Here is a 12704-nt window from a genome sequence, read left to right on the forward strand (position 1 = left end):
AACCCGGATTCTAACGTGGCGGCCGTGACGTCGGCCGTCGCTCAGTCAGCCGCCTGTGCGGCCTGCTCGAACTCGAATACCTGCACGCGTTCGCCAGCGGAGACAGTGGCTCTCAGCTGCCGGCCGTTGCGCTGGTAGGCGATCCGTTGCGGGAAGTCATGTTGGAGGTTCTCGAACACCACCGACTGCGCCCCCTGCTCCACCAGCGCGAACCTGACCGGCGCGGGATTCCCGGCAACATCGGCGACGTAGTACAGCTGCCCGCCCTCATCGATGATGCGCAGACGTTCCTGGAACCGCAGCTCGCCTTGCCGATAGCTGCGGCCCTCGCCTTCGAGAACATCAGCCTGCCGACGCCAGTGCTCAGCGCCGTTCGTACCAGCTGCCATGCCGGTGCGCTGCCAGTTGCCCAGCAGCCAGTCCAGCGAGGACAGCTCGGCCGCAGCTGCGGTCACGGCACTGGCTGCGCCGACCAGCAGGACCAAGCAGAGCAGGAGCCTGCGCATCAGCTACGTGGCGGGATCAATGCATCATCCAGGGTACTTGCACGCTGCCAGGCCGGGCGGGCACGCAGGCGCTCGCCATACGCGGCAAACGCGTCGCGCGCCGGCATGCTCTTGAACATCTGCCCCCACAGGATCTGGCTGCCGACGTAGACGTCAGCAGCGCTGAAGCGCTCGCCGAGCAGCCACGGTGATGCCGACGCGGCAACCTGCTCCAGGGTGTCAATGGTCTGCTCGAAGCTGCCGTAACCGACCGTGCCGGCCTTCTCAAGCGGTGCAAGCAGCCCCAGCGCCTTGGCACTGACTACTGCCTCCACCGGCCCGGCAGCGAAGAACAGCCAGCGCAGGTAGCTACCACGCAGCGGATCAATCAAGGCGGGTGCCAGTCCTGCAGCGGGAAACGCATCGGCCAGATAGGCGCAGATCGCTGCAGCCTCGGTCACCACCACGCCACGGTGCACGATGGTCGGCACCTTGCCCATCGGGTTGATGGCGAGGAACTCCGGGCCTTTCATGCTCTGGCCGTACTCCAGCACCTCGGTGCGATACGGCTGGCCCAACTCCTCCAGCATCCAGCGCACGATGCGCCCGCGTGACATCGGGTTGGTATAGAAGACGATCTCTTCTGCCGTGCTGCCCATGCGCCTGCCTCCGGAGGATGAGGCGGCAGTCTAGCAACTGCGCCCCGCCACCGGGACAGGGGAAGGTGCAGGGCTCAGCGGTGTTCGCTTGGACGCGGCGGTGGTGCTGGTGGCTGCACGCCCTTGCCCTTCAGGCAGGCGTCCATGGCTTGCCGATCGAGCCTGGGCCGTTCCGAATCGCCTTGTTCCGCTGACCCGGCCGCAGGGCTACCTGCCTGTTCGGCCAGGCAAGCGTCAAATGCCTTGGTGAATGCCGGATCACGTGGCAGCGAAGGTGGCGGGCCATCTGATCGACCGGGTCCACCGGGGCCACCACGATGCGGGCCAGGCGGCGGGCCATCCTGGCAACGTCCAAACGCGCCGCAGCCGGCAAGCGACAACACCAGCAGCGAGGCTGCGAAGGGTATGAATTTCTGCAATGACAAGCGCATGGGAATGCTCTGGGTTCAATGGGGAAAGGGGCGCCGCGTTGCGGCGAGCAGGTCGTCGGACAACGGGATCAGGCGCGCGCGGATATACGCGCGTCGTGCAGCATCGAAGCAAAACTGGAATTTGCGGCGATCATGCAACGCCTCGCCCGCGTCCTGTTTCCAGGGTTCATCGCTGCGGACCAGGACGCTCAGATCAGCGGATCCTGCCGTCGCGCAATCGACGACACCGCAGCCCAGGAACGCAAATATCCGCGCCAGTTCCTGCTGCGGTTGCGCGATGAGCTGTTCGTAGCGCACCCAGAGATGGCGCCGGTCATGCAACCACGCCCCGCTTTCAACGACCGCTCGATTCCAGCGATCGATCGCACGATCGACATCGGCGTATACATGCCAGGGCCGATAGCGCGCGGCAGCGGAATGCAGCGATGCCACCACTTCTTCGCCATCGCGCAGCAGATGGATCACCCGTGCATCCGGCAGGTGCTTGCTGATCGAGCGCAGATAGAACAGGTGGTCTGGCGTTTTCTCCAACCAGAGCTGTCCGCCGGAACCATCGCAGTGCGCCGCCATCGCATCTGCAAACGCCTGCAGCTGCGCGCTGACCGGGGCGAACGCCGATGGCGATGCAGCTGCCAGTTCGGGAACGCCAGCCCAGGCACGCCGGACCTGCCCGCCCGGCACCCACCCCAGCCAGGCCTGCAGCGCATGCCGCATGCCATGCAGCTGCTTCCAGCGCCACGCCCGCACTGATTCGCGATGGCGGTCGCCGTAGCGCAGCAGACGCTGCAGGAAATGCGTTTCCGGCAACGAGACGATATCCGGATGCGTGCTCAGCAAGCGTTGCAGCAAGGTGGTTCCCGAGCGCGGGCACCCCACCAGGAATACCTGACCGATGGCAGCATTCATTCCTTCACCCGCAGCAGCGCCGGCATGGACCGCTGCTGCAATGGCAGCCCTTCCGTGACCACGCGCTGGAAGCGATGGATGAAGGCCTCCTGGTTGTCCACGAAGTGCTCCCGTGCCTGCCGCGACATGGCGTCCAGTGCAGCCTCGGAAAGCCGCAACGCGCGTGTCACTGCGAGTTCGATGCCCGCCGGGTCAACGTAATAGCGCCATGCAAGGTCACGTTTGATTGCCTGTGCCGGCAGCATCAGCAGCCCGCGCTGCGCAGTGACCAGCTCATTCATTGGTTCACCGTCGGTGGTCAGCGTCACCGCACCCACGCTCAAGGCTTCCATCAGGTAGTGACCGTAGCCTTCGGTCTCGGAGGGGCAGATATGGAACAGGCATTGGTTCTGCAACCTGCGTAGCTCCGCCTCATCGAGCACCACGATGCGATGGTCGATGTTGTCCGCGATCACCCGCTCGCCAGCGGTGCGCGGATTCTGCACCACGATCAGCAGCGGCCACTGCGGATGCCTGCGCCAGGTATCCAGCAACACCCGCGTGCCCTTGGCGCTGCTGCGCCCGGCCAGATGGAAGAACACCCGCTGCCGCGGCACATCGGGAAGCAGGCGGTCCTCGCTGGTGAAGCCGATGTATCGGGTGGTGCAACCCAATCCGGCGAAGATCCGCTCGGCGTGACGGGTCTTGCACAGCACCGCATCGAACCTGGCCAGGCTCGGGTGCCAGCGCGGCAGGAACCACTCCGGATTGGGCAGCAGGAAATTGCGCTCCGCCAATGGCAGGCAGCGCGGGTAAACCCGCTCGGAAAAAATCTGCAGCGGCACCCGCCCCTGCAACAGGCGGCGTCCCCACAGACCGGCCACCTGCGCGCGGGTACGCCCGGTACTGCCGAATCCCACCCGCTCGGTGGCAAATCGCGGCGCCAACAAGCGCTGCATCAGATCCAGGTCACGGCTCAGGCCAACACCGTTTTCGCGGCTGATCAAACGAACGCGTGGGGCTGTCATCGTGGAGTGCGCCAGAATGGGATGGCGCACTCTAGGCAGCCGTCTTCACCGCCGGATGCTGAACCGGGCGACAGGCCGCCGGGCACTGACAAACATTGACAAATTGGCGCGCTATGATGCGTCGCGCGGCCCCGGATGCGGAGTCCCCCAGCACGGTCGCAGCGAAAGGAAGCCCATGCCCACCCATCTCCTGGTGGTCGACGACGATCCCGATCTGCGCAACCTGATAGCTGACTTCCTCGGCCAGCATGGTTACAGCGTAGCCACCGCCGACAGCGCAGCACAGATGCGCCTGGCCATGAACAGCCAGCGCCCCGACCTGGTGGTGCTGGACGTGATGATGCCCGGCGAAGATGGCCTCAGCGCGATGCGCCAACTGGTCGGCGAACGCAACGCGCCGCCGGTGATCATGCTCAGCGCACTGGGCAGCGACACCGACCGCATCATCGGCCTGGAAGTGGGCGCCGACGACTATCTGTCGAAACCCTGCAATCCACGCGAGCTGCTGGCGCGCATCCGCGCCCGCCTGCGTCGTACGCAGGCCGATGCCGAACAGACCCAAAGTCCTCACCCGGTCTACGAATTCGGCGGCTGGCGACTGGATGCGCTGCGGCGTGACCTGCGCGACCCCGATGGTGTCTACGTCACCTTGTCGGACAGCGAGTTCACCCTGCTTCGTGCCTTCGTCGAGCATCCGCAATGGGTGCTGAGCCGCGACCAGTTGCTGGATAACGCCCGCAACCGCGGCAGTGACGTCTACGACCGCGCCATCGACAGCCAGATCAGCCGCCTGCGCCGCAAGTTGAATGATCGCGGCCATCCGGAACTGATCCGCACCGTTCGCAACGAAGGCTATCTGCTGCTGCCCACGGTGCGCCGCCTGTGAAAGCGCTGCCGATCTTCGCGCGCACCTTCCTGTTGCTGCTGGGCGCATTGCTGGTGGCATTGGCCTTGGGCATCGCGCTGTTGTTGACCATGCCCCCGCGGCGCCCGGCCGACATACCACTGTCGGAAGTGGTAGCACTGTTGTCCAGCGAACTGCCATCGACCAACGACCGGCTGACCGTCTCCGACAGCAGCGAGCGACCGGCCTGCCCGGAAGGCCATCGCCAGGACCCTTTCATGAGGATGCGCCTGGCTCGCTGGCTGGGGGTGGCCGAGGACCAGGTGAGCTACTGCAACGGCATGCGCATGCCCGGGCTGGGTCCCGGCAGCGCGTTTCACCAGCGTCCCGCCGGCCCCGACCGGGCGGCAGCGTTTGCGCCAGCAGCCGCTGGCGAAGCAGGGACAGAACCTGCCGTACCGCCGGCTGTGCGGCGCCCGCCACCCATGCGCGATGCGATGCCGCCTGGGGATGACGGCTTCCCCGCCAATGCACCGCTGTTCGGCAACTTCGTTGCCGCCACACGCAAAGCCGATGGCCATTGGCGCAGCGTTGTACACCGCATGCCCGGACCATTGCCCAGCGTCGCTCGCCAGGTCGGCCTGTTGTTCCTGTGTGGCGCAGTGGCGATGCTGCCGCTGGCATGGTGGTTTTCGCGCGCCTTGTCCGCCCCCATAAGCCGCTTCGCCCAAGCTGCGGATCGCCTCGGCAGCCATCCCGGTGCTGCGCCGCTGGACCGCAGCGGTCCGGCCGAACTGGCGCGCGCGGCGGATTCGTTCAACACCATGCAGGCCCGCATCAACCGCTTGCTGGACGAGCGCACCCGCACCATCGGCGCGATCGCCCATGACCTGCGCACACCGCTGGCGCGGCTGTCGTTCCGCCTGCAGGCACTACCAGCGGAAGCACGCGACAAGGCCAGCGCCGACATCGACGAGATGAGCCGGATGATCAGCGCTGCGCTGGACTTCCTGCACGGCCAATCGCAGCCTGGCCCACGCGACCGCCTCGATTTCGCCAGCCTGGTGGAAAGCGCGGTCGGCGACCTGGCGGATACCGGCCAGGACGTGGTGCTCACTGCCGCCGAGCCGGCGGTCCTGTTGGGCGATCCGTTGGCACTGCGGCGTGCGGTATCCAACCTGATCGACAACGCGCTCAAGTACGCCGGCAGCGCGCGGCTGCAGCTCTACCGCGACAACGGCAATGTCGTGCTTGAGGTGGATGACGACGGCCCCGGCATCGATCCTGCGCGCGAGAACGAATTGTTCCTGCCGTTCGCGCGCGGTGACGAATCACGCAACCGCGATACTGGCGGCATCGGCCTGGGCCTGTCCGTGGCACATGGCGTGGTGCTGGACCACGGCGGCAGCTTGCGCCTGCACAACCGCAGCGAAGGCGGCCTTCGTGCATTGATGACGCTGCCGTGCCTGCCTGCTGATCAAGGCGCGCTTGCTTGAACGCAGCAACCCGATACCCGATCAGGTTGCACGCGCGGACTCAATAGGCGAACTCGCCGAACAAGGGATCGACGCTGCCATTCCAGCGTCCATGGAACAGCTCCAGCTTGCGCTCGGCCGCGGTCTTGCCCGAATCCACGATCTCCTGCAGCACATCCAGGAAGCGCGTTTCATCCTGACCATCGGCATTGAGCGCGGCACGACGGCGCAGGCCATCGCGCGAAATCGCCAGGGCTTCGCGGGCCAGGTCACGTACCGTGCCATTGCGGAACGGCAGGTTCATCGCCTGCCTGGGCACGCCATCGCGCAGCACGTTGCGCTCGGCCAGGCTGAAGTCCTTGACCAGGTCCCAGGCTGCATTCAACGCGGTCTCGTCATACAACAAGCCAACCCAGAACGCCGGCAGCGCGCAGATGCGGCTCCACGGGCCGCTATCGGCGCCGCGCATTTCCAGATACTTCTTCAGTCGTACTTCCGGGAAGGCGGTCGTGGTGTGGTCCGACCAGTCACGCAGGGTCGGCAACGCGCCCGGCAACACCGGCAACCTGCCCTGCAGGAAATCACGGAAGCTCTGCCCGCTGGCATCGTGGTAGATGCCGTCGCGGTAAGAGAAGTACATTGGGACGTCCAACAGATAGTCGACGTAGCGCTCGTAACCAAAGCCATCCTCGAACACGAAGTCGAGCATGCCGGTGCGGTCCGGATCGGTATCGGTCCAGATGTGCGAGCGGTAGCTCAGGTAGCCGTTGGGCTTGCCCTCGGTGAACGGCGAATCGGCGAACAGCGCGGTGGCAATCGGCTGCAACGCCAAGGACACGCGGAACTTCTTCACCATGTCCGCTTCGCTGGCGTAGTCCAGGTTGACCTGGGTGGTGCAGGTGCGGGTCATCATGTCCAGGCCGAGCGAACCGACCTTGGGCATATAGCTCTTCATGATCTGGTAGCGGCCCTTGGGCATCCACGGCATGTCCGCACGTGCCCACTTGGGCTGGAAGCCCATGCCGAGGAAGCCAAGCTGCAGCTCACTGGCCACCTGTGCGACTTCATTGAGGTGGCTGCCGGTCTCCACGCAGGTCTGGTGGATGGTTTCCAGCGCCGCGCCCGAGAGCTCCAGCTGACCGGCCGGCTCCAGGGTCACCGAGGCACCATCGCGCAGCAGCGCGATGGTATTGCCGTTCTCCTGCACCGGCTCCCAGCCGAAGCGGGTCAGCCCATCGAGCACCGCATTGATGCCACGCTCGCCTTCAAAGGTGGGCGGGCGCAGGTCATCCAGGCGGAACCCGAACTTCTCATGCTCGGTGCCGATCCGCCATTGCGACTTGGGTTTTTCACCCGCCGCGATGCTCTGGACCAACTGGTCGCGGTGGGTGATGGGTGTGTCAGCGACGTGGCTCGGGCTCGACAAGGGCAGGCTCGCAGAATTCTGGTCAGGGCGGGAAGGTGGGGGCCAGCCCCCGCCATCGCAAGGGCGCACTATATCGTGGCGCACATTGCCATCGTGTCACGGCAGCGGTTTTCAGCGTCCTATAAAAGCAGACTTGACCGCCGCTGGCGCTGCGGCTGCGAGTCATTCCGCGGCTGACTGGGCACTCGTCCTACACTGTAGGCATGAGTCGCACCCATCATCGTGAAACCCACCGTTCGGACCGCGTCGGCTGGTTGCGTGCCGCCGTGCTGGGCGCGAACGACGGCATCGTCTCGGTCGCCGGTCTCGTTGTCGGCGTGGCCGCAGGCGGCGCCAGCGCCTCGGCGATCCTGGCCACCGGCATCGCCGGCACCGTGGCCGGCGCCATGTCGATGGCGGCTGGCGAATATGTCTCGGTGATGTCCCAGGCCGACACCGAACATGCCGATCTGGCCATGGAGCGACGCGAGCTGCACGAAGACCCGCACAGCGAGCTGCAGGAGCTGGCCGGCATCTACCGCCGCCGCGGGCTCAGCCCCGATCTGGCCCAGCAGGTTGCCGAGCAGCTGACCGCCCGCGACGCCCTCGCCGCGCATGCGCGCGACGAGCTGGGCATCACCGAGGAACTGCGCGCCCGCCCGCTGCAGGCGGCGGCAGCGTCAGCCCGCGCCTTCATCGTCGGCGCGGCACTGCCGGTACTGACCGCACTACTGGCCCCGCATGCGCTGGTAGCGCAGGTGACCACCGCCGCCACCCTGGTCGGGCTGTGCATCACCGGCGCACTGGCCGCGCGCGCCGGCGGCGCCCCCGTGCTGCGCGGCGCGTTGCGGGTGGTGTTCTGGGGCGCATTGGCGATGGCCGCCGCCGCAGCCATCGGCCACCTGTTCCAGATCACCGTGTAAACGATGACTACCGAAGCCGATCCCACACTCAACTTGCTGGCTCAGCTGTCCTCCCTGGTCGATTGCGAGCGTGCCGAAGGCTACGCCTGCATCACCGCGCGTCGCGAGCACGGCGCAAGCTCGGTGGACATTCCGCAGCCACAGTTCGCCATCCTGCTGCAGGGGCGCAAGCAGGCCCGTACTGCACAGCAGTCGCTGGAATTCGGCCCTGGCGATCTGTTCCTGATTACCCGTCGCAGCCGCATCGACGTGGTCAATATTCCCGATCCGCACAGTGGTTTGTATCTGAGTGCCATCGTGCCGCTATGCCCGGAAGTACTGGCTGCAGCGCGCGCCTTGTGGACTGACGCCCTGCCCGATGCCGGCAATGCGCTGGCATGCCTGTCGCTGGCCGAACACGGTGCGGCCCTGCTGCAATGGCGGCAGGCATTGCAGCAGGGCCAATACACCGAGGCGCGACTGGCCCTGGCCGCTCTGGTGGTGGCCTTCTGCCGTCGAGGCCATGGCAGCCTGCTCGCCGCACCCGAACCCGGTATTGGTGACCGTATCCGCGATCTGGTTGCCGCGCAGCCGGAGCGCGAGTGGCAGTCCCGTGATTTCGAATCGCACCTGGGCATCAGCGGTGCCACCTTGCGTCGGCGCTTGGCCGGTGAACAACTCAGCGTGCGCGAACTGGTAGCCGATGCGCGACTGGCGCATGCCATGCAGCTGCTCTACACCACCCGCCTGCCGCTGAAGACCGTGGCAGCGCGCGCCGGCTATCGCTCACTGGGCAGCTTCAACAAGCGCTTCGCCGCGCGCTACGGCCTGGAGCCTGCGGCAATCGGCAACAGCTGACCGCGATGCGAGCGTTTCGCGCAGCATTGTGAGCGAAACGCGGCGGCACTCCGGCGCAGCATTGAGTTCCCGCGGCACAGCCGTATCTGCAGGACCCCCCATGCGCATCCGCCCCCGACACCGTATCGCCGCTGCCTTGCTGATCCTCGCCGCCAGTTGCACCGCGCAGGCGCGCAGCACGCATGTCGTGCAGCAGCAGGTTGCCGGTGTCTATCACCAACAGATCGGCGACCTGCAGGTAACCGCCTTGTTTGACGGCGCAGTGGCACTGGGCCGCCAGGAACTGGTCGGCATTGATCCCGGCGCGGTCACCCGCCTGCTTGAGCATGGCTATGTACCGGAGGATGGCAAAGGCCTGCAGACCGCGGTCAACGCCTATCTGGTGCAGCGCGGCGACCACCTGAGTTTGATCGATACCGGCACTGCACAATGCTTCGGCGCTGATATCGGCCTGGGCCAGGTGCTGGGCAACCTGCGCGCCGCCGGCTACAACCCGGCCGATGTCGATGACGTGCTGCTGACCCACGCCCATCCGGACCATATGTGCGGCCTGCTGGATGCACAGGGCAAGCCGACCTTCCCGAAAGCCACGGTGTGGCTGTCGCAGGCCGATGCCGCCTATTGGCTCGATCCGGCCAGCGAAGCCACTGCCCCGCAACCGCTGCGGTTCGCGTTTGGCCTGGCCCGCCATGCGGTGGCGCCTTATGTGGCCGCCGGCAAGTTGCACCGGTTCGGTCCGGGTGAGCCCCTGCCGGCAGGGATCGCCGCGCTGGACAGCCACGGTCATACTCCCGGCCATGTCTCGTACCTGCTTGATGGCGGCAGCGATCAGCAGCTGCTGGTGTGGGGCGACATCGTGCACTTCCATGCGGTGCAGTTCGCCCGCCCGGATGCCGCCTTCGAAGCCGACAGCGACCGCACCGCCGCCATTGCCAGCCGCCGCCGGCTGATGGCCGAAGCATCCGACCAGGGCTGGTGGGTCGCCGGTGCGCACCTGCCGTTCCCGGGTCTCGGCCATGTGCGTCGCGCAGCTGAGGCGTTTGCGTGGGTACCGGGTGAGTTCTCGCCGCTGAAGTGATGCTGTGGCTGTGGCTGTGGCTGTGGCTGTTGCTGTGGCTGTTGCTGTGGCTGTGGCTCTTGCCGTTGCCGTTGCTGTCCCCTCTCCCGTTTACGGGAGAGGGGTAGGGGTGAGGGAAGCTTTGGCTTTGGCTTTGGCAACAACCAAAAAACCACAAAACAAAAACGCCGCCCTGACAAGGCGGCGTTTGTTCTGCGGTGGATACTGACAGAGCATCAGCTTCGCGGCTTACGCCGCTCCCACAATCCGAGCATCTTGGGCTTCGCGGCTTACGCCGCTCCTACAATTCTTACGCCACTCCTGCATCCTCTGCACCGTCAGCTGCCGGCGGGTTCAGGCCCAGCCAGCCACCGATGATGCCGCGCGCTTCGTCCACGCCCTGGCGCGATTCGCCGGAGAAGGTCTGCACGCTGACCGTGTCACCGAAAACCGAGTGCAGTTCCTTGCGCACCTTCTGCAGGGTCTGCATCTGCTGGCCACGGCCGAGCTTGTCAGCCTTGGTCAGCAGCGCATGCGCCGGCAGGCCGCGCTGGACCGCATACCCCAGCATCTGCCGGTCGTAGTCCTTCAGCGGATGACGGATATCCATCACCACCACCAGGCCCTTGAGGGCATTGCGGGTGCGGAAGTACTGGTCGATGAAGGCCTGCCAGTGCGCCTGCAGGTCCAGCGGCACCTTGGCGTAACCGTAGCCGGGCAGATCGACCAGGTGCGCCTCGGGGGTTACCTCGAAGAACACCAGCTGCTGGGTGCGGCCAGGTGTCTTGGAGACGCGGGCCAGGGAATTTTGGCGGGTCAGCGCGTTGAGCGCGCTGGACTTGCCGGCGTTGGAGCGACCGGCAAATGCCACTTCGGCCCCCAGATCCGGCGGCAACTGCCGGGAATTGTGGGCGGAAAGGTGGTAACGGGCGCGTTCGATGAGCAATGACATTGGCATAGGATCGCATGTTGCGACGCCGCGCGTCGGCCTGGCCGCTGTCCCGGGACCACCGACCCGGCCGATTTTGCTGCACTGCTGCGTTGACCGTGCCGCAAAACGCCGTTGATAATCCGGGCGATGCCGGCGGAAAGCCCCGCCCGGCCCGGTCCACACGGAGCTTCAGCATGCGCCATGCTCGTGTTCTTGCCGTTGCAGCACTGGTAGTCCCCGTAATTGCCGCCGTCGCTTTTGCCCAGAGCTCGGTCATCGCCGTGCCGGACAATGCGCCTGTACAGACCGCTTCGCTGGAAATCGACTTCAGCAAGACCAAGCCCGGTGATGCCAAGGCCGGCGAGGCCAAAGCGTCCACCTGTGCGGCCTGCCACGGCGCCGACGGCAACTCCGCCGTGGAGATCTACCCGCGCCTGGCCGGGCAGAGCGAGCGCTACATCGCCAAGGAAACAGCCCTGATCGCCAGTGGCCAGCGCACCGAAGGCGCAGTCGCCGCGATGCTGCCGTTCGTACAGGGGCTTACCCCGCAGGACATGCGCGATATCGGCGCCTTCTTCGCCACCCAGAAGTCCGGTGCCGGTGTGGCCGATGACGCCGTGGTCAGCGACGGCCCGTACCAGGGGATGAAGTTCTTCGAAGTCGGCCAGAAGCTCTACCGTGGCGGTGACGCCAGCCGCAACATCCCGGCCTGCATCGCCTGCCATGGTCCGACCGGCGCTGGTAACCCGGGCCCAGCCTATCCGCATATCGGCGGCCAACATGCCGGCTACGTCGCGCAACGTCTGCAGCGCTACCAGTCTGGCCAGACCGGCGAGGCCGATGCCGCACAGTTCAAGATCATGGCCCAGATCAGCCACGCGCTGACCGGACAGGAGATCCAGGCGCTAGCCAGTTACGTCCAAGGCCTGCATGATCGAGCCAACGATGCCGCGGTAGCCACCGCCGCCGCGCAACCCTGATACCCGCCGGTCGCTCCGGCGACCCGGCAACTGCCTCACGCAGACACGCCGGCCGCAAGGTCGGCGTCTGTTTTTCCAACGGAGACTCCCCACGATGAAGTTGTTCCCCCGACTGTTGCTGATGCTGCTGGCAATAGCCCCACTCTCGGCCTGTGCCGCCGCCCCTGCCGCGCTGGTCGAAGGCGATGACTATGAAGTGATCGCCGAGCCGGGTCCGTTTGCGCCGCTGGCCGGCAAGATCGAGGTCGTCGAGGTATTTGGTTACACCTGCCCGCACTGCGCCCACTTCGAGCCGCAGTTGGAGGCATGGGTGGCCAAGCAGCCGGCCGACGTGCGCTTCACCCCGGTGCCGGCGGCGTTTGGCGGTTACTGGGATTCCTACGCGCGTGCCTTCTATGCCGCCGAACAGGTCGGCGTACGCCAGCGCAGCCATGCCGACGTGTTCAAGGCGCTGCATGTGCAGGGCAGCCTGCCAGCACAGAATGTCACGCCCGACGAACTGGCAACCTTCTATGCCCAGTACGGCGTGCAGCCACAGCGCTTTATCGAAGCGCTGCGCAGCCAGCAGGTGGATGACAAGGTCAAGTACGCCCGCGCCTTCGCCATGCGGGTCAAGGTCACCGGTACGCCGATGCTGATCGTCAACGGCAAGTACCTGGTCAAGGGCAGGACGTTTGACGACACCCTGCGCATCGCCGCTGCCCTGGTGGCCCGCGAACGCACTGGCGCCAGCCGCCGCTGAAACCTCCGCTGAAGCCCGGCTG

At 66.1% G+C, this 12704-nt stretch carries 13 protein-coding genes; 7 read left to right on the top strand and 6 right to left on the bottom strand.

Features of this window, described 5'->3' with window-relative positions:
• Nucleotides 1-41 precede the first annotated feature (41 nt).
• The 4 genes from ACVOLI_RS08785 to ACVOLI_RS08800 all read right to left on the bottom strand — a co-directional run bounded on the left by ACVOLI_RS08785 (nt 42) and on the right by ACVOLI_RS08800 (nt 3488).
• Complete coding sequence (locus ACVOLI_RS08785) at nt 42-506, bottom strand: DUF6265 family protein (protein ID WP_481534310.1); 465 nt, start codon at nt 504-506, stop codon at nt 42-44.
• Entirely contained in the window at nt 506-1144 is a 639-nt protein-coding gene (locus ACVOLI_RS08790; protein WP_481534311.1) for a glutathione S-transferase family protein, read from the bottom strand. Before ACVOLI_RS08790 ends, ACVOLI_RS08785 begins: the two co-directional genes overlap by 1 nt.
• A gap of 446 nt (nt 1145-1590) precedes the next feature.
• Nucleotides 1591-2481 carry a sulfotransferase family protein gene (locus tag ACVOLI_RS08795; protein WP_481534312.1) on the bottom strand — a complete coding sequence of 297 codons (891 nt, stop codon included), beginning with the start codon at nt 2479-2481 and terminating at the stop codon, nt 1591-1593.
• Entirely contained in the window at nt 2478-3488 is a 1011-nt protein-coding gene (locus tag ACVOLI_RS08800; RefSeq protein WP_481534313.1) for a glycosyltransferase, read from the bottom strand. The genes ACVOLI_RS08795 and ACVOLI_RS08800 overlap by 4 nt, the downstream gene beginning before the upstream one ends.
• A 175-nt stretch (nt 3489-3663) precedes the next feature.
• On the opposite strand from ACVOLI_RS08800, the gene ACVOLI_RS08805 reads away from it, so the two are divergent.
• Nucleotides 3664-4374, top strand: a complete 711-nt coding sequence (locus ACVOLI_RS08805) for a response regulator (RefSeq protein WP_481534314.1) — start codon at nt 3664-3666, stop codon at nt 4372-4374.
• Nucleotides 4371-5828 carry an ATP-binding protein gene (locus ACVOLI_RS08810; protein ID WP_481534315.1) on the top strand — a complete coding sequence of 486 codons (1458 nt, stop codon included), beginning with the start codon at nt 4371-4373 and terminating at the stop codon, nt 5826-5828. Before ACVOLI_RS08805 ends, ACVOLI_RS08810 begins: the two co-directional genes overlap by 4 nt.
• Nucleotides 5829-5868: 40 nt before the next feature.
• On the opposite strand, the gene ACVOLI_RS08815 is transcribed toward ACVOLI_RS08810, so the two are convergent.
• On the bottom strand, nt 5869-7233 hold the full coding sequence (locus tag ACVOLI_RS08815) for a glutamate--cysteine ligase (protein WP_481534316.1): 1365 nt from the start codon (nt 7231-7233) through the stop codon (nt 5869-5871).
• 203 nt (nt 7234-7436) lie between these two features.
• Between ACVOLI_RS08815 and ACVOLI_RS08820 the strand changes: the two genes are divergently transcribed.
• The 3 genes from ACVOLI_RS08820 (at nt 7437) to ACVOLI_RS08830 (ending at nt 10050) form a co-directional block, all read left to right on the top strand.
• Complete coding sequence (locus ACVOLI_RS08820; RefSeq protein ID WP_481534317.1) at nt 7437-8135, top strand: VIT1/CCC1 transporter family protein; 699 nt, start codon at nt 7437-7439, stop codon at nt 8133-8135.
• Nucleotides 8136-8138: 3 nt separating this feature from the next.
• Nucleotides 8139-8972: a helix-turn-helix transcriptional regulator gene (locus ACVOLI_RS08825; protein ID WP_481534318.1), complete on the top strand. Its 834-nt coding sequence runs from the start codon at nt 8139-8141 to the stop codon at nt 8970-8972.
• A 100-nt stretch (nt 8973-9072) separates the two neighbouring features.
• The gene (locus ACVOLI_RS08830) at nt 9073-10050 is read left to right on the top strand and encodes an MBL fold metallo-hydrolase (RefSeq protein ID WP_481534319.1); all 978 of its coding nucleotides are present in this window, start codon (nt 9073-9075) and stop codon (nt 10048-10050) included.
• 289 nt (nt 10051-10339) lie between these two features.
• On the opposite strand, the gene yihA is transcribed toward ACVOLI_RS08830, so the two are convergent.
• Nucleotides 10340-10981, bottom strand: a complete 642-nt coding sequence (gene yihA / locus ACVOLI_RS08835; protein ID WP_481534320.1) for a ribosome biogenesis GTP-binding protein YihA/YsxC — start codon at nt 10979-10981, stop codon at nt 10340-10342.
• A 173-nt stretch (nt 10982-11154) separates the two neighbouring features.
• Between yihA and ACVOLI_RS08840 the strand changes: the two genes are divergently transcribed.
• Together ACVOLI_RS08840 and ACVOLI_RS08845 are read left to right on the top strand one after the other, a co-directional pair.
• Complete coding sequence (locus tag ACVOLI_RS08840) at nt 11155-11940, top strand: c-type cytochrome (RefSeq protein ID WP_296248461.1); 786 nt, start codon at nt 11155-11157, stop codon at nt 11938-11940.
• Nucleotides 11941-12034: 94 nt separating this feature from the next.
• Nucleotides 12035-12682: a thiol:disulfide interchange protein DsbA/DsbL gene (locus ACVOLI_RS08845; RefSeq protein WP_481534321.1), complete on the top strand. Its 648-nt coding sequence runs from the start codon at nt 12035-12037 to the stop codon at nt 12680-12682.
• Nucleotides 12683-12704: the final 22 nt, after the last annotated feature.

The sequence above is a fragment of the Stenotrophomonas sp. STEN029 genome (assembly GCF_056760015.1).

What these genes read in the sequence shown, in the direction of transcription:
- ACVOLI_RS08785 (WP_481534310.1), bottom strand. Translation starts at nt 506, where the DNA reads ATGCGCAGGCTCCTGCTCTGCTTGGTCCTGCTGGTCGGCGCAGCCAGT.
- ACVOLI_RS08790 (WP_481534311.1), bottom strand. Translation starts at nt 1,144, where the DNA reads ATGGGCAGCACGGCAGAAGAGATCGTCTTCTATACCAACCCGATGTCA.
- ACVOLI_RS08795 (WP_481534312.1), bottom strand. Translation starts at nt 2,481, where the DNA reads ATGAATGCTGCCATCGGTCAGGTATTCCTGGTGGGGTGCCCGCGCTCG.
- ACVOLI_RS08800 (WP_481534313.1), bottom strand. Translation starts at nt 3,488, where the DNA reads ATGACAGCCCCACGCGTTCGTTTGATCAGCCGCGAAAACGGTGTTGGC.
- ACVOLI_RS08805 (WP_481534314.1), top strand. Translation starts at nt 3,664, where the DNA reads ATGCCCACCCATCTCCTGGTGGTCGACGACGATCCCGATCTGCGCAAC.
- ACVOLI_RS08820 (WP_481534317.1), top strand. Translation starts at nt 7,437, where the DNA reads ATGAGTCGCACCCATCATCGTGAAACCCACCGTTCGGACCGCGTCGGC.
- ACVOLI_RS08825 (WP_481534318.1), top strand. Translation starts at nt 8,139, where the DNA reads ATGACTACCGAAGCCGATCCCACACTCAACTTGCTGGCTCAGCTGTCC.
- ACVOLI_RS08830 (WP_481534319.1), top strand. Translation starts at nt 9,073, where the DNA reads ATGCGCATCCGCCCCCGACACCGTATCGCCGCTGCCTTGCTGATCCTC.
- yihA (WP_481534320.1), bottom strand. Translation starts at nt 10,981, where the DNA reads ATGTCATTGCTCATCGAACGCGCCCGTTACCACCTTTCCGCCCACAAT.
- ACVOLI_RS08840 (WP_296248461.1), top strand. Translation starts at nt 11,155, where the DNA reads ATGCGCCATGCTCGTGTTCTTGCCGTTGCAGCACTGGTAGTCCCCGTA.
- ACVOLI_RS08845 (WP_481534321.1), top strand. Translation starts at nt 12,035, where the DNA reads ATGAAGTTGTTCCCCCGACTGTTGCTGATGCTGCTGGCAATAGCCCCA.